General features: G+C 29.6%; 24 protein-coding genes and 2 tRNA genes. 10 read left to right on the plus strand and 16 right to left on the minus strand.

Translation table 11 applies throughout. The features are described from left to right. Nucleotides 1-5 precede the first annotated feature (5 nt). On the minus strand, nt 6-776 hold the full coding sequence (locus Q0T35_RS09930; RefSeq protein ID WP_293917010.1) for a GNAT family N-acetyltransferase: 771 nt from the start codon (nt 774-776) through the stop codon (nt 6-8). A 153-nt stretch (nt 777-929) separates the two neighbouring features. On the opposite strand from Q0T35_RS09930, the gene Q0T35_RS09935 reads away from it, so the two are divergent. Continuing rightward, entirely contained in the window at nt 930-1772 is an 843-nt protein-coding gene (locus Q0T35_RS09935) for a glycosyltransferase (RefSeq protein ID WP_295842900.1), read from the plus strand. A 41-nt stretch (nt 1773-1813) separates the two neighbouring features. Here Q0T35_RS09935 and asnB read toward each other — a convergent pair whose 3' ends face one another. From asnB to rlmH, 5 genes are all read right to left on the minus strand, one after another. After that, a complete protein-coding gene (asnB, locus tag Q0T35_RS09940; RefSeq protein WP_295842901.1) occupies nt 1814-3478 on the minus strand; it encodes an asparagine synthase B in 1665 nt (554 codons plus the stop codon). Between the two features lie 336 nt (nt 3479-3814). Continuing rightward, complete coding sequence (locus Q0T35_RS09945; protein ID WP_295842902.1) at nt 3815-4759, minus strand: 3',5'-cyclic-nucleotide phosphodiesterase; 945 nt, start codon at nt 4757-4759, stop codon at nt 3815-3817. Between the two features lie 504 nt (nt 4760-5263). Next, nucleotides 5264-5845 (minus strand): RdgB/HAM1 family non-canonical purine NTP pyrophosphatase, encoded by a 582-nt coding sequence (gene rdgB / locus Q0T35_RS09950; protein ID WP_295842905.1) that lies wholly within the window; start codon nt 5843-5845, stop codon nt 5264-5266. After that, a complete protein-coding gene (locus Q0T35_RS09955; RefSeq protein ID WP_295842907.1) occupies nt 5817-6656 on the minus strand; it encodes a type II CAAX endopeptidase family protein in 840 nt (279 codons plus the stop codon). Before Q0T35_RS09955 ends, rdgB begins: the two co-directional genes overlap by 29 nt. Then, on the minus strand, nt 6649-7122 hold the full coding sequence (rlmH, locus tag Q0T35_RS09960) for a 23S rRNA (pseudouridine(1915)-N(3))-methyltransferase RlmH (RefSeq protein WP_293917022.1): 474 nt from the start codon (nt 7120-7122) through the stop codon (nt 6649-6651). Before rlmH ends, Q0T35_RS09955 begins: the two co-directional genes overlap by 8 nt. 282 nt (nt 7123-7404) lie before the next feature. Here rlmH and Q0T35_RS09965 point away from each other — a divergent pair, with 282 nt between their 5' ends. Beyond that, the gene (locus tag Q0T35_RS09965; protein WP_295842909.1) at nt 7405-9435 is read left to right on the plus strand and encodes a dihydrofolate reductase; all 2031 of its coding nucleotides are present in this window, start codon (nt 7405-7407) and stop codon (nt 9433-9435) included. A 356-nt stretch (nt 9436-9791) separates the two neighbouring features. Here Q0T35_RS09965 and Q0T35_RS09970 read toward each other — a convergent pair. From Q0T35_RS09970 to Q0T35_RS09985, 4 genes are all read right to left on the minus strand, one after another. Next, nucleotides 9792-9865, minus strand: a tRNA-Asp gene (locus Q0T35_RS09970). Between the two features lie 51 nt (nt 9866-9916). Next, a tRNA-Asp gene (locus Q0T35_RS09975) sits at nt 9917-9990 on the minus strand. A gap of 414 nt (nt 9991-10404) precedes the next feature. Next, a complete protein-coding gene (locus tag Q0T35_RS09980; protein WP_295842911.1) occupies nt 10405-11043 on the minus strand; it encodes a YceI family protein in 639 nt (212 codons plus the stop codon). Nucleotides 11044-11115: 72 nt separating this feature from the next. Continuing rightward, complete coding sequence (locus Q0T35_RS09985) at nt 11116-11352, minus strand: hypothetical protein (RefSeq protein WP_295842913.1); 237 nt, start codon at nt 11350-11352, stop codon at nt 11116-11118. A gap of 217 nt (nt 11353-11569) precedes the next feature. On the opposite strand from Q0T35_RS09985, the gene Q0T35_RS09990 reads away from it, so the two are divergent. The 4 genes from Q0T35_RS09990 (at nt 11570) to Q0T35_RS10005 (ending at nt 15659) form a co-directional block, all read left to right on the plus strand. Beyond that, the gene (locus Q0T35_RS09990) at nt 11570-12130 is read left to right on the plus strand and encodes a TlpA disulfide reductase family protein (protein WP_295842915.1); all 561 of its coding nucleotides are present in this window, start codon (nt 11570-11572) and stop codon (nt 12128-12130) included. A 26-nt stretch (nt 12131-12156) separates the two neighbouring features. Then, a complete protein-coding gene (glmM, locus tag Q0T35_RS09995; RefSeq protein WP_295842917.1) occupies nt 12157-13539 on the plus strand; it encodes a phosphoglucosamine mutase in 1383 nt (460 codons plus the stop codon). Between the two features lie 277 nt (nt 13540-13816). Continuing rightward, nucleotides 13817-14836: a metallophosphoesterase gene (locus Q0T35_RS10000; protein WP_295842919.1), complete on the plus strand. Its 1020-nt coding sequence runs from the start codon at nt 13817-13819 to the stop codon at nt 14834-14836. A gap of 127 nt (nt 14837-14963) precedes the next feature. Then, nucleotides 14964-15659, plus strand: coding sequence for a formyltransferase family protein (locus tag Q0T35_RS10005; protein WP_295842921.1), 696 nt, complete (start codon nt 14964-14966; stop codon nt 15657-15659). An 814-nt stretch (nt 15660-16473) separates the two neighbouring features. Here the strand turns inward: Q0T35_RS10005 and rpsJ are convergent. Genes rpsJ through rpsL form a run of 4 tightly spaced genes read right to left on the minus strand, consistent with a single transcriptional unit; the run spans nt 16474 to nt 19809 of the window. Beyond that, entirely contained in the window at nt 16474-16779 is a 306-nt protein-coding gene (gene rpsJ / locus Q0T35_RS10010) for a 30S ribosomal protein S10 (protein WP_055425679.1), read from the minus strand. 11 nt (nt 16780-16790) lie between these two features. Next, complete coding sequence (fusA, locus tag Q0T35_RS10015; RefSeq protein WP_293917044.1) at nt 16791-18920, minus strand: elongation factor G; 2130 nt, start codon at nt 18918-18920, stop codon at nt 16791-16793. A 7-nt stretch (nt 18921-18927) separates the two neighbouring features. Then, nucleotides 18928-19404, minus strand: coding sequence for a 30S ribosomal protein S7 (rpsG, locus tag Q0T35_RS10020; RefSeq protein ID WP_293917046.1), 477 nt, complete (start codon nt 19402-19404; stop codon nt 18928-18930). A gap of 24 nt (nt 19405-19428) precedes the next feature. After that, complete coding sequence (gene rpsL / locus Q0T35_RS10025) at nt 19429-19809, minus strand: 30S ribosomal protein S12 (RefSeq protein WP_055425682.1); 381 nt, start codon at nt 19807-19809, stop codon at nt 19429-19431. Nucleotides 19810-20045: 236 nt separating this feature from the next. Between rpsL and Q0T35_RS10030 the strand changes: the two genes are divergently transcribed. From Q0T35_RS10030 to bshA, 4 genes are all read left to right on the plus strand, one after another. Further along, the gene (locus Q0T35_RS10030; protein WP_295842923.1) at nt 20046-20960 is read left to right on the plus strand and encodes a DMT family transporter; all 915 of its coding nucleotides are present in this window, start codon (nt 20046-20048) and stop codon (nt 20958-20960) included. 141 nt (nt 20961-21101) lie between these two features. Beyond that, on the plus strand, nt 21102-21752 hold the full coding sequence (locus tag Q0T35_RS10035) for a protein-L-isoaspartate(D-aspartate) O-methyltransferase (RefSeq protein ID WP_295842925.1): 651 nt from the start codon (nt 21102-21104) through the stop codon (nt 21750-21752). 242 nt (nt 21753-21994) lie between these two features. Continuing rightward, nucleotides 21995-22624: an alpha/beta hydrolase-fold protein gene (locus Q0T35_RS10040; RefSeq protein ID WP_293917053.1), complete on the plus strand. Its 630-nt coding sequence runs from the start codon at nt 21995-21997 to the stop codon at nt 22622-22624. Nucleotides 22625-22633: 9 nt separating this feature from the next. Continuing rightward, on the plus strand, nt 22634-23755 hold the full coding sequence (bshA, locus tag Q0T35_RS10045; RefSeq protein ID WP_293917054.1) for an N-acetyl-alpha-D-glucosaminyl L-malate synthase BshA: 1122 nt from the start codon (nt 22634-22636) through the stop codon (nt 23753-23755). A 43-nt stretch (nt 23756-23798) separates the two neighbouring features. Here the strand turns inward: bshA and Q0T35_RS10050 are convergent, their stop codons facing one another. Beyond that, complete coding sequence (locus Q0T35_RS10050; protein WP_295811038.1) at nt 23799-24980, minus strand: homoserine dehydrogenase; 1182 nt, start codon at nt 24978-24980, stop codon at nt 23799-23801. Between the two features lie 22 nt (nt 24981-25002). Further along, complete coding sequence (locus tag Q0T35_RS10055) at nt 25003-26139, minus strand: PLP-dependent aspartate aminotransferase family protein (protein ID WP_293917058.1); 1137 nt, start codon at nt 26137-26139, stop codon at nt 25003-25005. Nucleotides 26140-26162: the final 23 nt, after the last annotated feature.

Here is a 26162-nt window from a genome sequence, read left to right on the forward strand (position 1 = left end):
GCCCCTTATTGTATAAGATTTAATTTTTTTAACAGCGTTGCAAACTTTTTTTCATTCATAAGTTCATGAGTAAATAGTTCTCCTTTATAATAAATACCCAAAGTTCCCCATGGGCATGCTGTACCTTGGGCCTCTTGATGATTTTTTAATTTTATTACTGTTGAGGGGATATTATATTCATTACAAACAAGAGAAATACGATAAATATATTCTTCCATAAACGGACATTGATTGGAAAAAATAAACGTAAAACCATTATTGTTTTCTACCTTGCCACTTCTTGATTTATCTGAAAATTTCGGGCTAATGCCTGTTTCATTAAGCTTTAGCTCCAATAATTCAAAATAAGGAAAAGCTGAATCTATAACTGAAAAACCTTGTTTTAAATAAAATTTTTTATCGGTTAAATAAGGTTTTATTTTAGAGCTGCTCACAACTACAATACCGTCTTTACCTTGTTCTAAAGAGTCTTTAATACATTCCTCTAATAGTTTTTTCGATATCCCTTTCCCCTTATATTGTCCGGACACCCATAAACAATTAATTACCATGTAATTGGAACCAATAATTGGTTTCCAAACAGTCTCAATAGGCATATATTCTATAAAAACTTTTCCTCTTACATCATATTTTTTAAATACAAGTCCATTGGAAAATTGTTCATTCATCCAATTTTTTTTGGTTAAAGACCTGTTTATGCTATCCTTATCATTTCCTAATGAACAACATATATGTTCTTCTTTAATATTTTTAGAATTTATTGAAACTATTTTCATAAAATGATTTTATATTACTAAGAGAAAGGCAAAAATAAATAAATTAGATTATATAAGAGTTACTTTATATATTTTTATGAAAACTTAGCAAAATTGGTATAGTTTATTTTACTAATATAAAATTTAATACCATAAAAAAATTATTTTTGTATTATGAAAGAAAATATTATTTTATCTATAGTTATACCGGTTTATAATTCGGGATCATATTTAGTAGAGACCGTTGAGAGTATCAAAGCGGTTAAATTTTCTTATCCTTATGAAATTATTTTGGTTAATGATGGATCAACTGATACCAATACCTTAGAAATATTAGATCAATATAAAGATATTTTTACTGTAATAAATCAAAAAAATGGAGGAGTTGCAATGGCTAGGAACAGAGGTATATCAGAAGCTAAAGGTAAATATATTTTGCCCTTTGATTCTGATGATTTAATGAATGAAAACTATTATGACTTAGCTTTGCATAAAATGGTAGCAGATAATACTATTGATATCCTATACGGAGATTATTTAGTTTTTGGGAGTGAAAAAAGATATAATCGATCAGGCAAATACAATCGTTTACGATTGATTCAGAGTGGATGCTTTCTTTCAAATGCGACGATTTACAAAAAAAGTGTATGGAAAAATAATGGGGGATATGATACCAATTTGTCTTATGCAGAAGATTGGGATTTTTGGTCTAGATCTGCAGTACAAAATTATAATTTCTTTTATTTCGATAAACCATTGTTTAGATATAGAAGAATATATGATGGTAAATCATTAAGCCAAACTAAAGGACATACCTCTACTGAAGCTGTAAAAATTTTAAAAAATAAAATTCCTTCATCAGTATTTACTCAAGAAAGTATAAGTGATTATGTGGTTGTATCAGTTAGAGAGAGTAGGAAATTAAAAATAAAATTGCTTTTACGCATTTTTTTTCCGCGCTTATTTATTTATCTCCAAAAAAAGAAAGTATTTCCCAATGGAATTGTTGTTGAATAGAAAAGGCTTTTATTAAAAAAAATAAAAGCCTTGAACGTAAATTAAATTGCATCTGTATGGACCGTTTTTACGGCTCTTCCTGAAGGATCAGGATTGTTTTTAAACGCTTCATCCCATTCCAAAGCTACCGCAGAGCTGCAAGCTACGGAAGGTACTGAAGGAACGGTCTGGGCTGCTGCTTGAGACGGAAAATGTTCTTCAAAAATGCTTCTAAACCAATATTCTTCTTTAGACATAGGAGGATTTATCGGAAATCTTTCGGCGGCTCTCTCCATTTGTTTATCTGATACTTTTTTATTGGCAGTTTCTTTTAAAGTGTCAATCCATGAATAACCAACTCCATCCGAAAATTGTTCTTTTTGTCTCCAGACAACCTCTTCAGGTAAATAATCTTCAAAAGCTTCCCTTAAAATATGTTTTTCAATTTTTCCATTGCCGCACATTTTATCTTTGGGATTCAAAGTCATTGCAATATCCATAAATTCCCTATCTAAAAATGGTACTCGTCCTTCAACCCCCCAAGCCATAAGAGATTTATTGGCACGTAAACAATCGTAAAGATGAAGCTTATCCAATTTTCTTACGGTTTCTTCATGAAACGCTTGTGCATCAGGAGCCTTATGGAAATATAGATAACCTCCGAAAAGCTCATCGGACCCTTCTCCCGAAAGAACCATTTTCACTCCCATAGATTTTATGTATCTAGCTAAAAGATACATAGGGGTGGAGGCACGTACAGTTGTTACATCGTATGTTTCTATATGATAAATTACATCACTAATTGCATCTAAAGCTTCTTCAATGGTAAAATGTATTTCATGATGAACCGTACCGATATGATCGGCAACCTTTCTGGCAGCTAATAAATCGGGAGCACCTTTCAATCCTACAGCAAAGGAATGAAGTTGAGGCCACCAAGCATCTGAATTATTATTATCTTCAACACGTTTACTTGCATATTTTTTAGCAATCGCTGAAATAATCGAAGAATCTAATCCTCCCGATAAAAGTACTCCATAGGGTACATCAGACATTAGTTGTCTATGTACAGAATCTTCTAATCCTTTTCTTAATTTATTAACATCGGATTCGTTATCTTTTACAGAGTTGAAGTCCATCCAATCTCTATGATACCATGTCTTAATTTCCCCATCTGGGCTATAAAAATATTTTCCAGGTTCAAACTCTTTAATATCCGGACAAACACCCTCCAAAGATTTTAGTTCACTCGCAACATAAAATTGGCCTTTTTCATCATATCCCATGTATAAGGGAATGATTCCCATATGATCTCTTCCCACTAAATAAACATCTTTTTTCTGATCATATAATACAAAAGCATAGATCCCTGTAATATCATTAAATAAATTGATCCCTTTTTCTTTGTATAAAGCTAAGATAACTTCACAGTCGGATAAAGTTTGGAAATCGTATTTTCCTTCAAATTTTTTTCTAATTTCTTTATGATTATATATTTCACCGTTTACAGCTAATATTAATTTTTTATCACTACTATAAAGAGGTTGTCCTCCCGAAGCAATGTCTACAATTGATAATCTTTCATGAGCAAGGATTGCATTTTTTTCGCAATGAATTCCGGACCAATCTGGTCCTCTATGACGAATTTTTTTTGCCATTTTTAAAGCTTGAGGCCTTAGTATCTCATTAGCTTCTTTTAAATCAAAAATTCCTACAAATCCACACATACTTAATTGTTTTAAATTTTATGTAAAAGTAAAGTATTTTAGTTGATATTTAAAGTTATTGTATGTTATTTGTTTTTATAAATAACTTTTTTTAATATTTTGATTTATATTGTGAACTTTTTTTTTATAAAATAGTAAAATAAGTTTAGATTAAAAATTCGGTTACAATGAAAAACATTCTTAAGAACAATTTAATTTTTTTTGAACTTGTCTGTAATATTACATTTTCGTTTATTTACTTATGAAAATAAAATAATATAATTATTGAACAATTTATTTCATTTATTTAGCTCATGTACTTATCTAAAATTTTTAATTTAAGAATGAAATTTTAATCTATTTCAAAATTATAAGATCACCTTGTTTAGGAAAAATGTAATTGATGGAATATGGGTTAGTATTTAATAATTCATTTTTGATTATTTGTTCATTATCATCTTTTGGCTTAATATGAGTTACAATAATTGATAATTTTTTCATATTGTTTTTACCAACTAATTTAGCTAATTTTCCCATTTCTTCATTTAATAAATAAGGTGTTAAATGACCATATAATATTTTTTCTGATTGAGAATTTGGAAATGAAACTTCAATCATAAGGGTTTTTAATTTCCCTGATTTAATTTTTGGAGCAATTTCTTTCCATATTTTTGCCAATTTATCAGATTTTTCAACTCTGTCAGCTCCGGTATCACCAAAATATAAAACAGCATGTTTATTATTTTCAACTAAAATTGCTGAACTTTTTAATGGATTTACATGGCTTAATTCAAAAACAGTTCCAGTAAAATTTGTGTTACATATGGAAAATACTTTTCCAATTTCTGCATAAATATATTGATATTTATTAAGAATCGGGCTTTCACCTTCATTAGCAAAATTGATCCATGCTGTGTTTGTAAAATATTTATTCTTTAAAACTTCAATCGTTTCTTTGATAGCATATATGGGTTTGGAAGAGTCTTCAGGTGAATTAATTAACATTCCAGATAAATGATCCAGATGTCCATGAGATATAAAATATCCTTTAATATTATTTTTTAAAATATTTTCGACGGTTGTATTCGTAAAACTTCCATTTTCAATGGCCTTATTTATTCCACTATATATTGTACCAGCATCTAATGCTATATAATCAGTTGTATTTTCTTCTGCTAATAAATAAGAAGAAAGATTACTTTCATCACTACCTCCATAAACACCTAAAGGAATAATTTTTAAATTTTGGGCAAATGTGAACATCGAAATAATAAAACATATATTGATTAGGTATTTTTTCATAAGTATATATTTTTTGTAAAAATACAATCAATTTAATTGCTAAAAATGTATAAGTAAGTTCTTTTTAAAATTTGTTTAAAGAATAAGTTTTAATTTAACAGAACATTCATTTTTTTAAACAATTAAAAATTATGATCATTTATTCATAATTAATGAATAGGTTCGGGAATAGGTATTATTTTTAGGTATAAAAAAAAGATTTATATCATCTGTAATAACTAAATTCTTTATCTATTTATTGATTACGCATATAAATAAAGATTATTAGGTTGTATTTTTAATGATAAAATAGAATTTAAGCTATTTCTAAAGCTTCATTTAGATGAAATTATTAAATTAAACTATTTGTGTATTTAAGATGCCAAAAATCCAATCAAAGAAATTTTTAAAAAAGCTTTTTATATGGTTATCATACGAATATTAGTTTTTAAAATAAAATTATTTTTAAAAATATTAAACTAAAAAACATATTAATTTTAATATGTATAAAATTTGATTAATAAATTATTTTAAATAATTATTTTTTAATAAAGCTGTAAATTTTTTTAAAGCAATTGCTCTATGACTTATTATATTTTTTTCTTTAGGAGAAAACTCGGCAAAACTTTTAATATAACCATTAGGAATAAATATGGGGTCATACCCAAATCCTTGTGATCCACTAATTTCAGAAGAAATATTTCCAAAAATTTTACCTTCAAAGTATTTTACTTCCTGATCGTTAACCCAGCAAATAACACTAATGAAGTATGCATTTCTATTGGAACAATTTTCCATTTTTTTCAAGACTTTGGATATGTTATCATTAAAAGATCCTGTACCGGCATATCGAGACGAATAAATTCCGGGCTCTCCATCTAATGCTTCAATAACCAACCCACTGTCATCGGCGAAACAAGGAATATTAGTCAAATCATATCCAAATTTGGCTTTTATAAAAGCATTCTCATGAAAAGTTGTGCCTGTTTCTTCAATTTCTCCTTCGAAATTAAAATCATTAAAAGTTTTAAGTTGTAAATTTTCTGGTAACATTTCAATTATTTCAGCTTTTTTATGCTCATTTTGAGTCGCTAATAGTATTTCCATATTTTGTTATTTCCATATTTTTGTTTTTAGTAAATTTGATATAAAAATGTCCAAATATAACTATTAATATAATTCCCACAATAAATAAGGCAAAACCACTAAACCCAAAATCAGGTGATTCCAATGATTTATAGCGTATAAATAGTAAATATGCAACAAAATTATTAATAAAATGTAGGGTTGTGCACGTAAGAAGAGATCCTGATTTGTAAAAAGTAATTCCTAAAATGGTTCCGGCTAAAATGCCTCCTACTGCTTGCCAAGGAAATATGTGAATACCTCCGAAAATTAAGGAAGAAATCAATATCGCCGCATAAGGTTTTACTCCATTGTTAAGCATGCCTTTTAATATAAATCCCCTAAAAAATATTTCTTCAAATATAGGAGCAACTATACATACAGATATAAAGGTTATGATAGGATAATTTTCGGTATTACCTAATAAAGCATAAGACATAGCTTTATACATTTTCTCTAAAATCCCCCCTTGCGTTGGTATTAATCCTGTTAAATATTCTGAAACTAAGTATTGACCTAAAAATAACAAAAAGGCTATAGGAAAAAATTTGATATTATTATAAGAATAGCTGATTTTAAAGCTTTCATTTCTAGGTTTTAAACAGATGAAATGATAGACAATATAAATCAGTATATAATTACCGACAGTAATTATCGGGGTAAATACATAAGGGTTCAGATTTATTATTTTAGCCAGATATAAAAAAAGAGTATTAATAATACAAATTCCCACAAAGAATAGTACAATTACTAAAATTATATCGTACCATTTTAATTTAAAATAATTATTCATTATGATAAGGTTTACCTTGTAATATACTAAAAGCACGGTATAATTGTTCAATAAAAAACAAGCGTACCATTTGATGAGTGAATGTCATTTTTGATAAAGCTATTTTTTGAGGATAAAGATTGTAAATTCTATCTGAAAAACCAAATGCACCTCCAATACAAAAAACAACATGCTTAACAGAATTATTCATTTGTTTTTCTAAAAAAGAAGAAAATTCTGTGGAAGAAAATTCTTTACCCTTTTCATCTAAAATTATTAAAGTATCTCCAGAAGTTATATGAGATAGTATATGTTGTGCCTCAGTATTTTTAAGTTCAGTTTCAGATAGATTTTTTGAATTTTTTACATCCGGCAACTCCTTTCTTTCAAATTTTATAAAAGGAGGTAAACGCTTTTCTAGATCTTCCATTAGATATAATAATTCTTTAGAATTAGTTTTTCCAACAGATAGTAAGGTAATTTTCATACAGCATTAATATATACAAAAATACAAGATTATTTATTAATAAATTAAATGATATAAGAAAATAATTATTTTTTAATAAAAAATGCAAATTTAAGATAAATTAAAATGATTTTTACTTAAATTAAAGTTAAAAAATATAAATTATCAAAGGTTTAAAAATGTGTTATTTAATATTTTTATTATAATGATAGAACTATATATAATAAATATTAGAACCGTACACTCAGTTGCTCATAGTTTTTTATCTTTGTTAAAACATTTAATATATAAACATTTTTAAAGATGAAAATTAATATCGTTGCGGGTATGCTTGCCGCCTCAATAATCTTGGGGTCTTGTAATTCGAAACATCCGGACCAAGTCGAAAAAATTAGTCAAGATGACTTTAATTACAAAGTTGATCGTTTTGCAGATATAGAAGTTTTAAGATATCAAATACCCGGATGGGATAAGCTGTCTTTAAATGAAAAAAAATTGGTTTATTATCTTTCACAGGCAGGATTAGCCGGTAGAGATATTGTTTGGGACCAAAATTATAAGTATAACTTAAAAATAAGAAAAGCTTTAGAAAGTATTTACCAAAATTATAAAGGAGATAAAAATTCAAAAGATTGGAATAATTTTGAAACATATGTAAAAAGAGTGTGGTTCTCAAATGGAATTCACCATCATTATTCCAATGATAAAATAATGCCGGAATTTTCTCAAGAATACTTCGAAAAATTATTGAATGAAACTCAAACTTTATTAGATAAACGCATTGTTGACGTATTATTCGATCAAAATGATGCTAAAAAAGTAAATTTGGATGAATCAAAAGGGTTAATTACAGGGTCAGCGGTTAATTTTTATGGAGAAGGAATTACAGAAAAAGAAGTAGAAAAATATTATGCAGCTAAAAAAAGTCCGGATGCTTCCCGTCCATTATCTTTTGGTTTAAATTCTCAATTAGTAAAAGATAGTAAAGGAGAATTATTTGAAAAAACATGGAAAAGTGGAGAAATGTATGGAGCAGCTATAGATCAAATAATCTTTTGGCTTGATAAAGCAGTTACAGTGGCAGAGAATGAAGAACAAGCAAATGCTCTTAAGCTTCTAATTGAATATTATAAAACAGGTGATTTGAAGACTTGGGACGACTATAATATAGCCTGGTTAAAAGCAACTAAAGGAAATATTGATTATATAAACGGATTTGTGGAAGTATATAACGATCCGCTTGGACATAAAGGTTCTTATGAAAATATCGTTCAGATCAAAGATTTTGATATGTCGGCTAAGATGGAAGTTATATCCAAAAATGCTCAATGGTTCGAAGATCATTCTCCATTAATGGCAGAACATAAGAAAAAAAATGTTGTTGGTATTTCCTATAAAACTGTTATTGTAGCCTCAGAAGCCGGAGATTCTTCACCGAGTACGCCTATAGGTGTAAATTTGCCTAATGCTGATTGGATACGTGCTGAATTCGGGTCTAAATCAGTTTCCTTAGGTAATATAATTGATGCTTACAATCAAGCAGGTGGAAGTGAAAAGCTGAAAGAATTCGCTTATAATGAAAAAGAGATTGAATTATCTGAAAAATATGGAGAATTGGCAAGTAAACTCCATACCGCTTTACATGAAGTAATCGGTCATGCCTCAGGTCAAATTAATAAAGGAGTAGCTACACCAAAAGAGACATTAAAAAGTTATGCATCTACGATGGAAGAGGGAAGAGCGGATTTAGTGGGGCTATATTATTTATATGATCCCGAACTTCAAAATTTAGGCTTGGTTGATGATTGGAAAAAAGTGGGGATGACAGCCTATAATGATTATATACGTAACGGATTGATGACACAATTGATACGCATAGAGCCAGGCAGAGATATTGAAGAGGCACATATGCGAAATCGTCAATGGGTAAGTGCATGGGCTTATGAGAAAGGTAAAAAAGACAATGTAATTGAAAAAATTGTCAAGAATGGTAAAACCTATTTTAAAATCAATGATTATAAAAAATTACATGATTTATTTGGAGAGCTGTTAACGGAAACTCAGAGAATTAAGTCTGAAGGAGATTATAATGCTGCAAAAAATTTAGTTGAAACCTATGGTGTAAAAGTAGATAAAGAATTACACCAAGAAGTATTAAAAAGAAATTCTAATTTTAAAACAGCTGCCTATAAAGGATTTATAAATCCAATATTAGTTCCTAAGATAAATGAACAGAAAGAAATTATCGATATTGAAGTTACTTATCCTGAATCATTTGCTGAAGAAATGCTCAACTATTCAAAAAATTATGGATTTCTTCCTATGGAAAATTAGAAAAAATTAACATTTGAGATATAAACGATTTTACTTTACAATTTGATTAAAATTTGTCAAGTAAAATCGTTTTTTATTTTTATTGTGAAAAAAAAATAATGAATTATAAAAGTATTATCAAAATTTTCCAACGATTAAAATATAAAGTTAACATGGGAATGCTAACGTTAAGTAAAAAGATAATAGCATGTGTTATCCCTACTTTTTATTAATTCTGATATTAAAGGAATAGTATTGTTATCAATTTATTATATCAATAAATCATTTTTTAATAAATATTATATAACATATTTTTATTGAAGTAAAAATGGAGTAAATTTAAAAAAATATAAATGCATAATTGAGAAGTAATTTAGCGATCCGGACGGGACTCGAACCCGCGACCACCTGCGTGACAGGCAGGTATTCTAACCAACTGAACTACCGGATCAAGATAGATTGCTTGTATGCAATAATAAAAAAAATAAACTTTATTTTTTAGCGATCCGGACGGGACTCGAACCCGCGACCACCTGCGTGACAGGCAGGTATTCTAACCAACTGAACTACCGGATCTATTCTGAACGCTTGTTTTTAATAATTTCAGTGGTGCAAAGATAAACCCATTTTTCAATTTCACAAACTTTTTTAATTGAAAAAATCATATTTTTTGTAATAAATATTGAATTTTCATTAAACAAATCTTGTTCACAAATGCCAAAACTATGAATTTCAATGAAATATTATTTATGCTATCATTTTAATTTTTATTTTTAAAAAATAAATAATAACGAAAAGAAAATTCATTTGCATGAATATGATCATAGATACTAAACATAATTAGAACATAGATTCCTAAAAATATAATAACCTGATAATTTAAACAAAATAAATATAGTTCACTTATTTCATATATAATGGTTTAAGAATATCAAAATTTTACTAATATTACTTATAATGAAAAAACAATTATTAATTAGGAGCCAGATGCTATTTCGATATAATTGCAGTCAAATTAACTTCTGTCCATGTTTTCCCTTCATGTAAATCAAAACATGCATGATGCAAACTTGTAAATGCCCGTTGAGAATCAAAGTCTTTTAATAAGTCAACAGATCCTTGTATAGTGATTGTATTTTTTTTAAATATATAAGTAAATTCCTTAGTTATAGTTTTTTTATCTAATGTTATAGTAATCATAACCTTATTATTTTCAAATTTTCCAAATGATCCGTAAATATCGGGAGAAGCTAATCTTTTAAAAAAGAATAAAGTCAAAGTTCCATCTCTGGAAGAATCACCGGAAGTAACAGTTGTTCCATCACAATAAAATTTTGCTCCCTCTAGAGCCTCTTCTAAAGATTTATCATCCTTAGTATTAGTTAAAGAAATAGATTTAAAGCTCCCGTCTACCGCAATTTTATTGGGTGTTTTATATGCAGTCCATATCAATTCTTTTTTTAAACTTGATTCTTTTCCTTCAGGCTTATATCTTTTAATAGTATTTTCAATTCCATGTTGAGATGTTTGATAAGAAGAATTCATAGAAGTTTTATCTTTATGATCAACACAAGAATGAGTAGTCATTAAAGCGGATAAAATAATGTAATTGAACTTTTTTCGAATCATTATAAAGAATTTTTATGGTTTTGAAAATAAATGAATTTTATTAATAAAATATTTATCCTTAATTAACCTCGTTTAATGAGGTTTAATAGAGTCTGTAGAAGACTTGATACTTGTATTCGCGTGAGGGGGTATTTCACTTTTTATAGAATCAACTCCAGAAAGATTAGATAAAGAATCATGAGTGTTATTGTGAGATTCTATATTTTGCACAGGATCAGTGGGGATAATATTTTTATTTCCACTGGAGGCATTTTCACAAGAAATTACTACGCACAAAAAGGATGTCAAGATAAAAATATATTTTTTCATAAATTTTTTATTTGATCAAATATAAAAAAAAACGTCGAGTTAGAAATTCTATATTTAAATTATCTATTATTTACAATTTGTGACTTTCAAAGATATTTTTTAGACTATGTTTTTTTATAATAAATTCTTATTAATATAACTAAATTAAACTCTCATTAAAATTGCTAAAACATTCTATCTTTAAAATGTTTACTTTTGTAACTAAAATTTATACAAAATGAAAAAAATATATTTTTTAATGGTTTGTTTAGGAATGCTATTTTCATGTAAGCATAATAGTAAAAATAAAGGAGATAATACTAAGGTTTCTGATGCATCTGCTGACAATAGGATCGAAGAAACAAATAATCAACAAACACAAGAGATAAAAGTTATACAATCGAATTTTTCTAAAATTCAAGATTTATTAGACACAAAAAGCGATACTATCTATATTACCAATTACTGGGCTACTTGGTGTCCTCCGTGCGTAAAAGAAATTCCCGATTTTGTTAAGCTACAAAATCAATATAAAAATAAAAAAGTTAAATTTATTTTTGTAAGTATAGATGAAACTGAAGATCAAGCAAAATTGCAATCTTTTGTAAAGGAAAATAAAATGAAAAATGTTTATAATATATCTAGAGAAGAATTGTTATCAAATATTGGTTCGATTAGTACAGACTTAGTAGGAGGTATTCCAGTAACTATAATTCAAAAAGGAGATAAAAGAGAAGGTTTTTTAGGTAATATTTCAAATGAATTCGTTATAGAAAAGATTCAACAATATTCAAAATAATAAAATAGGAGTAAAATAAATATTATATGCCATTAATAAAAAGTATATCTGGAATTCGTGGGACGATAGGGGGGAAAACAGGAGAAAATCTTACACCTGTAGATGTAGTAAAATTTGCAGCGGCTTATGGGACATGGTTAAAAAGAAAGCTTAATAAAGGAAACTTAAAAATTGTTATTGGAAGAGACGCTCGTATATCAGGGCAAATGATTTCTGATTTAGTTTCTTCAACCTTACAAGGAGTAGGAATAGATGTGATTGATTTAGGACTTTCTACCACGCCAACAGTGGAGATCATGGTTCCTTATTTATCTGCAGCAGGTGGAATTATTATTACGGCAAGTCATAATCCTAAACAATGGAATGCTTTAAAATTACTAAATTCTAAAGGAGAATTTATTTCCGACCAAGAAGGAAAAGAATTATTGACTATAGCAGAGAATGAAGATTTTGATTTTGTCGAAGTTGATAAATTAGGATGTTATGAAAAAGAAGAGAATGCTATAGAGCTTCATATAGACAAAATTTTACAACTATCTTTAGTGGATGTTGAATCCATTCAAAAGGCTCAATTTAAAATAGTGGTAGATGCAGTTAATTCTACAGGTGGTATATCGGTAGTACCTTTATTGAAAAAATTAGGCGTTGAAGTAATTGAGATGTATTGTACACCTACGGGTGACTTTCCGCATAATCCGGAGCCTTTAGAAGTTAATTTAGATGATATAATGAAAAGAGTTCCTAGTGAGAAGGCCGATCTAGGAATAGTAGTAGATCCCGACGTTGATCGTTTAGCTTTTATTTGCGAAGACGGTTCCATGTTTGGAGAAGAATATACACTAGTGGCAGTAGCAGATTATGTTTTAAGTGAAACACCTTCTACAACAGTTTCAAATTTATCATCGTCTCGAGCATTACATGATATTGCTAAAAAATACAATCAAGAATATCAAGCTTCTGCGGTTGGAGAAGTGAATGTCGTATCAAAAATGAAGGAGATCCATGCACTTATAGGAGGAGAAGGTAACGGAGGTATTATATATCCAGAATTACATTATGGTCGCGACTCTTTAGTAGGTATAGCTCTTTTTCTTTCATATCTTTCTAAGAAAAAAGCTTCGGTAAAAGAACTAAGAAATTTATATCCTACTTATTTCATGGGAAAGAAAAAAATAGATTTAAGTCCAGAAATTAATACTGATTTAATTCTTAAAAAACTTGAAGACCAATATAAAAATGAAGATATAAAAACTTATGATGGATTAAAAATTGATTTCTCAAACAGTTGGGTTCATTTGAGAAAATCAAATACAGAGCCGATTATCCGTATTTATACTGAAGCTTACACACAACAGGAAGCTGATCAATTAGCTGATAGATTTATTAAAGAAATTAAAAAAATTTCATAGTATAGATGTCTATCGTGTATTGAAAAAATAAAAAGGAAAATAATTATAATTAATTATAAGATATTTTGGGATAAATTATTTTATGAATAATATGATTTTTATATATATTATGAAGTATAAGGTGAGTTTTTGTGATAAATGTTCAATTTTTTTTGGAAATATAAAATAAGGCTGTGTGAAAAAAATATTTTTACTATCACTGACAATTTTTTTATACTTTTTATCTAATTTCTATATATTCTATTATATATACTCATTAATATCCGGTGTATCAATAATGATAACCGGAATATTTTTCTTTTTGGTTTTATTTCTACCCTCATCATTTATTTTATTTTTATTATTTTCAAAAAATTTACCTCTTAGATCAGCTACTTTTTTATATAAAATATCAACCGGTTGGTTAGTAATACTTTTGTATACATTCTTACTGTTTCTTATTTATGATGGCGTAAAATTTCTGAATAAATTCTGGACATTTATACCGAGTGATATTCTTGCAAGCAACTATGTAATCCTTTTTATTATTTGTCTAGTGGCTATTCTATGTTTGTATGGATATATGAACTACTTAGATAAAAGAAGAATTCATCTAAAAATAATGACAAACAAAAGTTTGATTAAACCTCTGAAAATAGTTCTTATCAGCGATCTTCATCTAGGATATTCAATTAAAGGTCCAGAATTAAAAAGTTGGATAAAAAAAATTAATAATGAAAATCCTGATATAGTTTTAATTGCCGGAGATATTATAGATAGTAGTATCATACCGCTAAATTATTTTAAATTAGATAATTATTTTAAAGATATACAATCACGTTTGGGGGTTTATTGTTGCTTAGGTAATCACGAATATATAAGTGGTATTGCAGATAGCATAGATTTTATTAAAAAAACCAAAATTAATTTATTAAAAGATTCTTCAGTTTTAATTGATGATAGTTTCTATTTAGTGGGTAGAGATGATCGAACTAATATTAATAGAAAATCACTTAAAGAATTAATTGAAAATTTAGATAAAACTAAGCCTATATTAGTTTTAGATCATCAACCATATCATTTGGAAGAATCTGAAATTAATCAAGTTGATATTCAATTTTCGGGACATACACATCAGGGGCAAATTTGGCCGATTTCTTTACTTACAAATGCTCTTTTTGAAAAATCTCACGGATATCTTAAAAAAGGAAATACGCACTACTATGTAAGTTCCGGCATTGGAATCTGGGGAGGCAGATATAGAATAGGAACTTATTCAGAATACGTCGTTATAGATTTTGCTCAAAATATTTTATAAACCTATTTATGTTTAATAATAAATGAAAAAACTTTTATAAATACAATTCTAGTAATAATAAGCTTTGCTATTCTTGATATAGCATATCCTAATTTTTACTTCATACACCTTACTAGATAGAATTATTATGTCAAAAAAAATTGCTGTTATATGTTATAATAAACCAACAAGAAAAACACAAGAAGTTTTGTTGCGTTTAAAAGGAAAAGGGTATAATGATGTAGATGTATATGCTATACCTTTTATACTAAGAAAAACTTTACATCCGCTTATTGCACATCGCCCCTCAGAATTATTAGTAAAAATAGATAACGAACAATTGGTAGCCAATTTAAATTTTACTTATATATCTAAGGAAATTGAAGAGCTTGATGAATGCTTTACCAAAAAGTCTTATCACTCGATTTTAATAGCAGGAGCAGGCTTATTGCCGGAAAGTTTAGTTTCCCGACATAAACTTATAAATTCACATCCGGGTTATCTTCCTTATGTACGAGGACTAGATGCCTTAAAATGGGCTATATATAAAAATTTGCCCATTGGTGTTACTGTTCATTATGTGGATAAATATGCGGATGCCGGACTTTTAATAACTCAAGAAAAATTAGATATTCTATCTGAAGACACATTTCACTCAATGTGTTTTAAATTATGGAATTTAGAGATGCAATTGTTAGTTGATTCGATTGAAATCATAGATACTGATATTCAATTACTCCCATTATCTACGGAAGGAGGTGAGAGCCATCGAAGGATGCCTAAAGATAAAGAAAAAAAATTATTTCAAAAATTTGAAGAATATAAAAATAGAAATATAAAATAAGCAGGCTATAAAAGCCTGCATCACTAAATAGAGTTTAACACATGTTTTTGAAATTAAATTAAGATGAATTATAAATTATATTTGATTAAATTATTTTCTTAAAACTTTTCATTTAATTATTCATATTATTTTTATATAGTTTATATAAGTTTATTTATCATATTTTAAATTTATAACAATTATTCCTTTCAATTATTCTAAAAAATTATAGAATATAAGTTAAAATTATAATTCAATAGTATTATATATTTTCAAGTAGACTGAAAACATATAAATGTTTTGATTCTACTCATTTTTTTTCTAAAAATTATCTGGAGATCATGAATATTTTTTATTGGAAAATTACTTTTATACATTGAATAAGGATCGTTAATTTTATAGTTTAAAATTAAATTATCAATTGTACTGATCCATGTATTTATAAATTCTTTCCTATTAAAATTACTATGAATATTGATATTTATATCTGCTAATGTAAATAATATTTTAAACTGAATTTGTTTTATGAAATGTATTTGATTTTTATGACCAACATAATTTTCTCTTCTATTGATAGAGAATACATTTTCATAATAAGCTAAATTACTTTTCATAATAGATATATGTATTTATTTTTTTATAGCTAAATTCATGCCAATGTTTATATAATACTAAGGTAAATTGTTTAAAATATTTATTATATTTATTTTATATTGTAATTAAATATATCATTTAATAAGTTGTAATGATGATTAATTAAATATAAAAAATAAAAAACCTTCTGAATTCATTATTCAGAAGGTTTTTTTATTATAATGTAAGTAATTTTATAAACTTATACTTTAATCTCTACCTCTACACCACTTGGAAGCTCTAATTTCATTAAAGCATCAACAGTTTTAGAAGAAGAACTATAAATATCCATTAATCTTTTGTGAGAATTTAATTGGAATTGTTCGCGAGATTTTTTGTTAACGTGTGGAGATCGCAATACGGTAAAAATTCTTTTATGAGTAGGTAATGGAATAGGTCCATTAACTACAGCACCGGTTGCTTTCACGGTTTTTACGATTTTTTCAGCAGACTTGTCAACCAAATTATAATCGTAAGATTTAAGTTTTATTCTTATTTTTTGACTCATTGTTTTTTTAATTAAACGTTTGTACCCTTAGCTTTAGCAATTACATCGTCAGCTATATTCTGAGGAGCTGCTTCATAGTGGTTAAATTCCATAGTTGAGGTAGCACGTCCAGAAGATAAGGTTCTTAAAGAGGTCACGTATCCGAACATTTCAGATAATGGGACAAATGCTTTAATTACTTTAGCATTATTTCTGTCATCCATTCCACTTACTGTAGCTCTACGACGATTTAAGTCCCCAACAATGTCTCCCATGTATTCTTCAGGAGTAAGTACTTCTAACTTCATTATAGGCTCCATAATAACCGGTTTAGCTTTCTTAGCTGCTTCTTTGAATCCAAGTTTAGCTGCCAATTCGAAAGATAACTGGTCAGAGTCTACTGCATGGTAAGAACCGTCTTTCAACGTTATTTTCATACCATCAATTTCATATCCGGCTAATGGTCCGTTTTTCATGGCTTCTTTGAAACCTTTTTCAACAGAAGGTATAAATTCTCTAGGAATATTACCACCTTTGATTTCGTTTACAAATTCCAATCCGGTTTTACCTTCATCAGCTGGCCCAATTTGAAATACAATGTCAGCAAATTTACCACGACCACCGGTTTGTTTTTTGTAAACTTCTCTGTGATCTGCAGTACCCATTAAAGCTTCTTTATACTCAACCTGAGGCTGACCTTGATTTACTTCAACTTTAAATTCTCTTCTTAAACGGTCTACAATGATGTCTAGGTGAAGCTCTCCCATCCCTGAAATTACAGTTTGTCCGGAAGCTTCATCAGTTTTTACCTGAAAAGTCGGATCTTCTTCAGCTAGCTTAGATAAAGCCATACCTAATTTATCAACATCTGCTTTAGTTTTAGGTTCTACAGCGATACCGATAACTGGATCAGGGAATACCATACTTTCCAATATAATTGGAGATTTTTCATCACAAAGCGTATCTCCGGTTTTAATATCTTTAAATCCAACAGCTGCACCAATATCTCCAGCTTCGATATATTCGATAGGGTTTTGTTTATTGGCATGCATCTGATAGATACGAGAAATTCTTTCTTTATCTCCAGATCGAGTGTTTAACACATAAGAACCGGCATCTAAGTGTCCTGAATAGGCTCTAAAGAATGCTAATCGACCTACATATGGATCGGTAGCAATTTTAAATGCTAATGCAGAGAAAGGTTCTTTTGCATCAGGTTTTCTAGCGATAGGTTCATCAGTTTTAGGATCTGTACCTTCAATAGCTTCTTTATCTAATGGAGAAGGAAGATAACGACAAACCGCATCTAGCATGAATTGAACCCCTTTATTTTTAAAAGAGGAACCGCAAACCATAGGTATAATGCTGATATCTATAGTTGCTTTACGAAGTGCTTCGTGGATTTCTTCTTCAGAGATCGAATCTGGATCTTCAAAGAATTTTTCCATTAAAGTTTCATCATATTCAGCTACTGCTTCGATTAGATTTTGACGATATTCCAATACTTCGTCTTTCATATCTTCAGGTATATCTACGATATCAAAAGTTGATCCGAAGTTTTCGTTATGCCATATAATTGCTCGGTTTTTCACCAAATCAACTACCCCTTTAAAATCTTCTTCTGATCCGATAGGTAATACGATAGGAACAGCATTGGATCCTAACATTTCTTTTACCTGACGACATACATTAAGAAAGTCTGAACCTTGCCTGTCCATTTTGTTTACAAATCCCATTCTTGGAACTTTGTAATTGTCTGCAAGTCTCCAGTTAGTTTCAGATTGAGGTTCTACTCCGTCTACTGCACTAAATAAGAAAACTAATCCATCTAATACTCTCAAAGAACGGTTCACTTCAACAGTAAAGTCAACGTGTCCCGGAGTATCGATGATATTAAAATGATAAGATTGAGTATCTGGTAATTTTTTGCCATCATCAGTTAATGGGAAATTCCAATTACAAGTAGTGGCAGCAGAGGTAATAGTGATTCCTCTTTCTGCTTCTTGAACCATCCAGTCCATCGTTGAAGCTCCATCGTGAACTTCTCCAATTTTATGGTTTACTCCGGTGTAAAATAAAATTCTTTCCGTTGTAGTTGTCTTTCCTGCATCAATATGAGCAGCAATACCTATATTACGTGTGTATTTTAAATCTCTAGACATATTTTCTTTAGAATTTGAAATGTGAGAATGCTTTATTAGCTTCAGCCATACGATGCGTATCGGTTTTCTTTTTAACTGCAGCACCTTCCTCTTTTGCAGCGGCGATAATTTCAGCTGCTAACTTTTGAGACATGGACTTTTCATTTCTATCTCTTGAATATTTAATTAACCATTTCATCGCCATAGAAATTTTTCTATCCGGACGAATAGGCATTGGGATTTGAAAGTTAGCTCCTCCAACTCTTCTGCTACGTACTTCAACGTGAGGCATTACGTTTTCTAAAGCATCTTTCCAAATTTCCAGAGATGTTTTTTCCTGATTTTCTTTTTTAGTTTCTACGATATCCAATGCATCGTAAAAAATTTTAAAAGCTATACTCTTTTTACCGTCTTTCATTAAGTTGTTAACGAAACGTGTTACTAATTGATCGTTAAACTTAGGATCTGGTAAAAGCGGACGTTTTTTTGCTTTCGTTTTTCTCATTTTACCTGAATAATTTCGTTAATACTATTTTTTCTCTTTTGGTCGTTTAGCTCCGTATTTACTTCTTCTTTGTAAACGTCCTTGTACACCAGCTGTGTCTAAAGCACCTCTGACAATGTGATAACGAACTCCCGGTAAATCTTTTACCCTTCCGCCTCTCACCAATACTATCGAGTGCTCTTGCAGATTATGTCCTTCTCCCGGGATGTAGGCATTTACCTCTTTACCGTTAGTTAAACGAACTCTGGCTACTTTTCTAAGTGCTGAATTCGGTTTCTTAGGTGTAGTGGTATATACACGAGTACATACTCCACGTCTTTGTGGACAAGAATCTAAAGCAGCCGATTTACTCTTCTTGGTAAGTGTGGCTCTTCCTTTTCTTACTAATTGTTGAATAGTTGGCATTTATGCTCTTTTATTTTTTAAAGTTTGCAAATATAGTCTTTTTTATTTATAAATACAAAAATAATGCGCTCATAATGTAGGGATTACTATTATTATGTATTTGCAAATTTAAAGGTAAAACTATCAATTTATTAACAAATATTTAAAAAATTGATTCGATTCATTAGTTTTTCAACAAGTATCTAAATTTAAGTTTTTAACTTTGAGCCTGCATAAATAGTAAAAAAATCAAGTAAATGAACGTAAACTACTTAAAATCGTTATTTTTAGTAGCTTTTGCAGCGGCTTCTTACGGTGTATTAGCAACTTTTGTCCGTTTATCCTATAACGATGGGTATACTACCGCTGAAGTTACTTTTTCTCAAGCTGTTTTGGGGCTTTTAGGACTTCTTATACTTCATTGTTTTAGCAAAAATAAAAATGAAAATAAAGAAAAAAAATATACTTCTAAAGATAAAATTTATTTAATTTTATGCGGTACATCTTTTGGATTAACCAGTACTTTTTATTATTTGGCAGTGCACTATGGAATTCCAGTATCCATATGTATTGTTTTGTTGATGCAAGCTGTTTGGATGGGAGCATTAGTCGATTTTATAGTTAACAAGAAAAAACCTTCAGTAGTTGAAATTATAGCCATTATATTTATTCTTCTCGGTACCTTATTAGCCACCAACCTAATCAATGAATCACAATTACATTTAAATTTTAATGGAGTACTATTTGGAATATTGGCAGCGGTATCTTATACCTTTTCCATGTTTTCATCCAATAAAATAGCGTTAAATATGCCGCCTACCTTGCGATCCGTATATTTATTAGTTGGCGCAACCCTTATGGTTACGATAATTTGGGCACATGTTCTCATTACCCAACCTTTTCATTTTTCAATATTTTATAAATGGGGTGTTATTTTAGCCATTTTTGGTACCATTTTGCCTCCTTTTTTATTCACTAAAGGAATGCCTGTTGTTGGTATAGGGGTAGGGAGCATTATCGCTTCTATGGAATTGCCGGTATCTGTTATGATGGCAAAATTTGTTCTTAATGAAAAAGTAACTTTTTTACAATGGTTGGGTATAGTACTTATTTTAATATCTATTGTTTTATTAAATTTAACTTTTATCCTTCCTAAACGATCTAAGAAGTAAAAAAATAACTATAAGATAAAAACAAGCAATTTTTTATGATACAAGAAGTGTCATGAAAAAAGTTATCTAATCATAAAATACATGCTTATCATCTGCTATGAGTATTGTTTTCCATTTATATTTTAAATAACTTGCAAAACAATGAAAGAGGATACATTAAAACATAAAGGAAAGAGAAATAAATTAATTAATTTACTTAAACAAAAAGGTATAACTGATGAGGTCGTATTAAATGCTCTTAATAAAATACCTCGTCATTTATTTATTGATTCAATATTCGAGGATTTAGCTTATGAAGACCGTGCTTTTCCTATATTGTCAAATCAAACCATTTCTCATCCTTATACCGTAGCGTTTCAAACCCAATTATTACATATTCAGAAGGGAGAAAAAGTGTTAGAAATCGGTACCGGTTCAGGATATCAAACCGCTGTTTTAGTAGCTTTAGGCGCTCAAGTTTATACTATCGAGAGACAAAAAGAATTATTTGATTTCTCAAAGAAAATATTGAGGAAAATAAATTTCTTACCCAAACATCAGATTTTTGGAGATGGATATTTAGGATTACCTTCTTTTGCTCCTTTTGATAAAATTATTATAACAGCAGGAGTACCTACCATGCCTAAAAAATTATTGGAGCAACTAACTATTGGAGGAGTGATGGTTATTCCTATTGGTGAAAAAGAACAAAAAATGTATACGGTACTTAAATTAGATGAAAATACCTTTGAAACCATGGAATTTGGAGACTATCAATTTGTACCGATGTTAGAAAATAGGGTTATAGAATAATAATTCTAATGATGTGAATTTGTTTATAATCTTAAAATTATAAAATGAATTCGTTGTACTTTAAAAATAATCTTATATAATATAAATAGTTGGTTTTTAGTGTTTTATAAAACGAATACTTGCTTTTTAGAGTATTCATATTTGTGATATTTGCACTTATAAAGTTAAAAAAGGTATAAAGGAAATATACCAAAAGATTTTTTTAAAAAAGAGTATCTTTGTTTTAAGAAATTAAAAAGAAAATGGTCCATTATTTACTTAGAGAACCGAAGTCGGCTACAGATTCGCCATCATTAATACTTTTGCTACATGGATATGGAAGTAATGAGCAAGATTTGTTCAGCTTTGCAGAAGAATTACCAGATGACGCTTATGTAATAAGTTTGCGAGCCATAAGAGAAATAACCACGGGCGGTTATGCTTGGTATGATTTAGATTTTACATCCGGAGCTAAAATGATCAACTCCGAACAAGCAATTGAAGCACAACAGATTATCATGAAGTTTCTGGATCAAATCAAGAATAAATATTCCTTTGATGATACCTCGATAACCTTATTAGGATTCAGTCAAGGAGCTATTCTTTCATTTTCATTGGCTTTGCATTGTCCTGAAAAGTTTAAAAAAGTTGCTTGTTTAAGTGGATATCCAGACCCAGAATTACTAAAAGATGTCAATATGGGTGATGATTTTTCGCAATTGGAATTTTTCTTTTCACACGGAAAAGAAGACCCTATTATTCCAATAGTATGGTCTCGACAATTTAAATCCATTTGCGAAGAATTAGATTTAGATTACGAATATCATGAATATAATGAAGGTCATGGCATAAATTCTGAAAATTATTATGATCTTTTAAATTTTTTACAATAATATAATACGATGAAAATAGGAATTGTTTGTTATCCAACTTTTGGAGGAAGCGGTATTGTTGCCACTCAACTTGGTATGGAAATGGCAGCCTTAGGTAATGAAGCTCATTTTATAAGTTATAGTATGCCTGCTAAGCTTGATGTTACCTTGCCTAATATCTATTTTCATCAAGTATGCGTTAAACAATATCCATTATTTGAATATCAACCTTTTTCGTTAGCATTATCTACTATTATAGTAAACGTTGCAGAAACCTATGGTTTAGATTTATTGCATGTGCATTACGCTATACCTCATGCTTATGCTGCTTATTTTGCTAAACAAATTCTTCATGAGAAAGGTATAAAATTACCGGTAATAACAACTTTACATGGTACGGATATAACATTAGTGGGTAGTCATCCCATTTATAAGTCAGGAGTTGAATTTTCAATTAATAAATCCGATTATATAACTTCCGTTTCCCAAAGTTTGAAAGAAGATACATATAAAGTATTTGATATTAAAAAAGACATTGAAGTCATTCCCAATTTCATCGATAATTCGGTAAAAGTGTCCAGCCATTGCGCAAGAAAAAATTTTGTAGAAAATGATGAAAAGTTGATTATTCACGTTTCAAATTTAAGAAAAGTAAAACGGATTAATGATGTTATGTCTATTTTCAACCTGATACAAAAAGAAGTTAAATCAAAACTTTTGATTGTAGGAGAAGGCCCTGAAACGGAAACTATAGAACATTTAACCAAAGTCTACCAATTAGAGGATAAAGTAAAAACATTGGGAAAAATATTAGATGTTCACTCCATATTAAGTATAGCTGATCTTTTTCTTTTGCCATCTGAACAAGAAAGTTTTGGATTAGCAGCTTTAGAGGCTATGGCATGTGGTATTCCTGTTATTTCCAGTAATGCTGGTGGAATAATTGAAGTGAATAAGGATGGTTATTCCGGATTTGTATCTTCGGTTGGCGATGTTCAATCGATGGCTTCGAATGCTATAAAGCTATTAAAAGATGAAAATTTACTTTCACTTTTCAAGGAACAAGCCGAACAACAGGCATTACTTTTTGATAATTCTCTAGTGATTCCCATATATAAGGACTTATATGAGAGAGCAATTAAGATTTATTAGAATTTTAATCTAAAAAATTGTGCTCTCTACTATAAGATTGATTTTAGCTGAAAAAAATTACGTTTATTTTCGGATCTTTAATCCAAGAAGAATTAGCTAATTTATGTAAGCATATAAATCCTATAAAATAGTTTCCTAATGGGCTGCTGTATTGTTCTTCAATTGTATCAAAGTCAGTAAAGCCTGAAAATTTATCATGATATCTTACATATACCTTATATATCTTCGTATCTACTAATTTTAATTGCTTGTTCAGATGTATATATTTCTTATTTTCGTATCTATAGTCGTACGTTAAGGCAGATATATCTGAAAGTACAGCGGAGCCGGTAGGCTTATCTCCTGCACCTTTACCGATCATAAGTTGTTTTTCGGAGAAGGCACTTTCCAAAACAACGCCATTATATTCATAATTTACATGTGCTAATGTATTTTCTTTTTCAATGAAAGTGGGAGCGCAAAAACCGGTAATTTCATTATTATTTTTATTGCATTTGGCAATCAGTTTTATGCTGAAATTCCTTTGTCTCGCAAATTCCAGATCGAAATTGCTAATTCTTGAAATTCCAAAATTAAATACTGTCTCAGGCTTGACGATGAGTCCGAAAGCATGAAAAAGGATGATACATAATTTATATTTGGGATCAATACCTTCAACGTCTAAGGTAGGATCAGATTCAGCAAATCCTTTCTCTTGAGCTTCTTTTAAAACTTCAGAGTAAGACATATTTTCATGGATCATTTTGGTAAGTATAAAATTAGTGGATCCATTAAAAATTCCTGATACTGAAGTGAGTAAGTCGTTATCGTAATATTCTTCTAAATTTCTAATGATAGGTATACTGGCACATACAGAGGCTTCATAGAGGAGGGGAGTGTGATATTTTTTTTCGAGCTTTAAAAGCTCAGGTAAACGCTCAGCAATCATTTTTTTATTGGCGGATACCACAGCTTTACCATTTTTCATCGCTTCGCAAACAATATCAAAGGCCGCCTCCGCATCATCAATTAATTCAACGATCACTCCGATTTCTGGGTCCGATAACAATTCGTTTTTATCTGTTGTGAAATATTTTTTATCGATAGATCTGGGTTTATCAGGGTGCTTTATACAAATCTTTTTTATATTAGCATCAACACTTTCCGCTTCTTCCAAAACTTTGTATAATCCGGTTCCTACACAACCGAAACCAAAGATTCCCAATTTAAGTTTATTTCTTGCCATAGTGTTCAATTAGGGAGTTTCGTTAATCTAATGCTTGTTTAATATCATTAAGTAAATCATCTATATTTTCAATACCTACCGATAAACGAATGAGAGAATCTTGAATTCCTGTTTCCTTGCGTACTTCTATAGGGGTTGATTTGTGGGTCATTGTAGCCGGATGACTTCCCAAACTTCTGACATCACCTAAATTTTCAGCTAAAAGGAATATTTTTGTACGAGTTAAAAATCTTTTAGCAGCTTCTAAGGTATCCTCTTTTAAGCTAAAGGAAACCATTCCTCCGAAGTTTTTTTGTTGTTTTGCGGCTATATCATGATTATGGTGATACTTTAATCCCGGATAGTAAACTTTATCTACCTTAGGATGAGTAAGTAAATATTCGGCTATTTTTTTCGCATTTTCCGAATGCTTTTCTAAACGGAGATAAAGTGTTTGAATGCCTCGTAGAGTTAACCAGCTATCGAAAGGGGATAGCACGCCACCGGAAGTGTTTTGCAAATACTTTAATTCATCGGCGATATTTTGATCGTTTACAACGACAAATCCCGATAATACGTCTCCATGTCCGGAAAGATATTTTGTACCGCTATGTACTACAATATCAGCACCAAGAGAAATGGGTTGTTGCAAAGCAGGCGATAAAAAGGTATTATCTACAATTAATAAGGCCCCCGCTTGTTTGGCTATTTTAGCAATTTCTTCAATATCCGATATTTTTAAGGTAGGATTTGTAGGAGTTTCCAGCCAGATGAAACGTGTTTTTTTATTGATGGCATTTCTAACGTTTTCAAGGTTAGTTGTATCAATAAATTTTGAGATTATACCAAATTTATTGTAAACCGTTGTTAAAATACGATAGGTACCTCCATAAACATCATTTACAGCGATGACTTCATCACCTTGTTTTAATAATTTTAAAACACAATCTGTAGCTGCTAATCCTGATGAAAAAGCAAATCCGGCAATTCCTCCCTCTAAATCAGCTATGGCCTGTTCCACTACTTTACGTGTAGGGTTGGCTGTTCTTGTATAGGCAAATCCTTTATTAACATCGGGAGCTTCTTGTACATACGAAGAAGTTTGATAAATAGGAGTAGAAATAGCGCCAGTAAGTTCATCAGGTTCAGAGATATGCACTAATTTTGTTTCAAGTTTCATGATTTTGGTTGTTTTTTCTAATT

The sequence above is a fragment of the uncultured Apibacter sp. genome (assembly GCF_946479295.1).
Lineage (GTDB): Bacteria > Bacteroidota > Bacteroidia > Flavobacteriales > Weeksellaceae > Apibacter.

Bases quoted from the DNA above. Each gene is read 5' to 3' on its own strand.
- rdgB (WP_295842905.1), bottom strand. From the start codon at position 5,845: ATGGAAATACTATTAGCGACTCAAAATGAGCATAAAAAAGCTGAAATA.
- Q0T35_RS10050 (WP_295811038.1), bottom strand. From the start codon at position 24,980: ATGGCAAGAAATAAACTTAAATTGGGAATCTTTGGTTTCGGTTGTGTA.
- Q0T35_RS10035 (WP_295842925.1), top strand. From the start codon at position 21,102: ATGAAAGAGGATACATTAAAACATAAAGGAAAGAGAAATAAATTAATT.
- asnB (WP_295842901.1), bottom strand. From the start codon at position 3,478: ATGTGTGGATTTGTAGGAATTTTTGATTTAAAAGAAGCTAATGAGATA.
- Q0T35_RS09985 (WP_295842913.1), bottom strand. From the start codon at position 11,352: ATGAAAAAATATATTTTTATCTTGACATCCTTTTTGTGCGTAGTAATT.
- bshA (WP_293917054.1), top strand. From the start codon at position 22,634: ATGAAAATAGGAATTGTTTGTTATCCAACTTTTGGAGGAAGCGGTATT.
- Q0T35_RS09930 (WP_293917010.1), bottom strand. From the start codon at position 776: ATGAAAATAGTTTCAATAAATTCTAAAAATATTAAAGAAGAACATATA.
- Q0T35_RS09935 (WP_295842900.1), top strand. From the start codon at position 930: ATGAAAGAAAATATTATTTTATCTATAGTTATACCGGTTTATAATTCG.
- Q0T35_RS10005 (WP_295842921.1), top strand. From the start codon at position 14,964: ATGTCAAAAAAAATTGCTGTTATATGTTATAATAAACCAACAAGAAAA.
- Q0T35_RS10040 (WP_293917053.1), top strand. From the start codon at position 21,995: ATGGTCCATTATTTACTTAGAGAACCGAAGTCGGCTACAGATTCGCCA.
- Q0T35_RS09980 (WP_295842911.1), bottom strand. From the start codon at position 11,043: ATGATTCGAAAAAAGTTCAATTACATTATTTTATCCGCTTTAATGACT.
- Q0T35_RS09945 (WP_295842902.1), bottom strand. From the start codon at position 4,759: ATGAAAAAATACCTAATCAATATATGTTTTATTATTTCGATGTTCACA.
- fusA (WP_293917044.1), bottom strand. From the start codon at position 18,920: ATGTCTAGAGATTTAAAATACACACGTAATATAGGTATTGCTGCTCAT.
- rlmH (WP_293917022.1), bottom strand. From the start codon at position 7,122: ATGAAAATTACCTTACTATCTGTTGGAAAAACTAATTCTAAAGAATTA.
- Q0T35_RS09955 (WP_295842907.1), bottom strand. From the start codon at position 6,656: ATGAATAATTATTTTAAATTAAAATGGTACGATATAATTTTAGTAATT.
- Q0T35_RS10000 (WP_295842919.1), top strand. From the start codon at position 13,817: ATGATAACCGGAATATTTTTCTTTTTGGTTTTATTTCTACCCTCATCA.
- Q0T35_RS10055 (WP_293917058.1), bottom strand. From the start codon at position 26,139: ATGAAACTTGAAACAAAATTAGTGCATATCTCTGAACCTGATGAACTT.
- rpsL (WP_055425682.1), bottom strand. From the start codon at position 19,809: ATGCCAACTATTCAACAATTAGTAAGAAAAGGAAGAGCCACACTTACC.
- Q0T35_RS10030 (WP_295842923.1), top strand. From the start codon at position 20,046: ATGAACGTAAACTACTTAAAATCGTTATTTTTAGTAGCTTTTGCAGCG.
- glmM (WP_295842917.1), top strand. From the start codon at position 12,157: ATGCCATTAATAAAAAGTATATCTGGAATTCGTGGGACGATAGGGGGG.
- rpsJ (WP_055425679.1), bottom strand. From the start codon at position 16,779: ATGAGTCAAAAAATAAGAATAAAACTTAAATCTTACGATTATAATTTG.
- Q0T35_RS09965 (WP_295842909.1), top strand. From the start codon at position 7,405: ATGAAAATTAATATCGTTGCGGGTATGCTTGCCGCCTCAATAATCTTG.
- rpsG (WP_293917046.1), bottom strand. From the start codon at position 19,404: ATGAGAAAAACGAAAGCAAAAAAACGTCCGCTTTTACCAGATCCTAAG.
- Q0T35_RS09990 (WP_295842915.1), top strand. From the start codon at position 11,570: ATGAAAAAAATATATTTTTTAATGGTTTGTTTAGGAATGCTATTTTCA.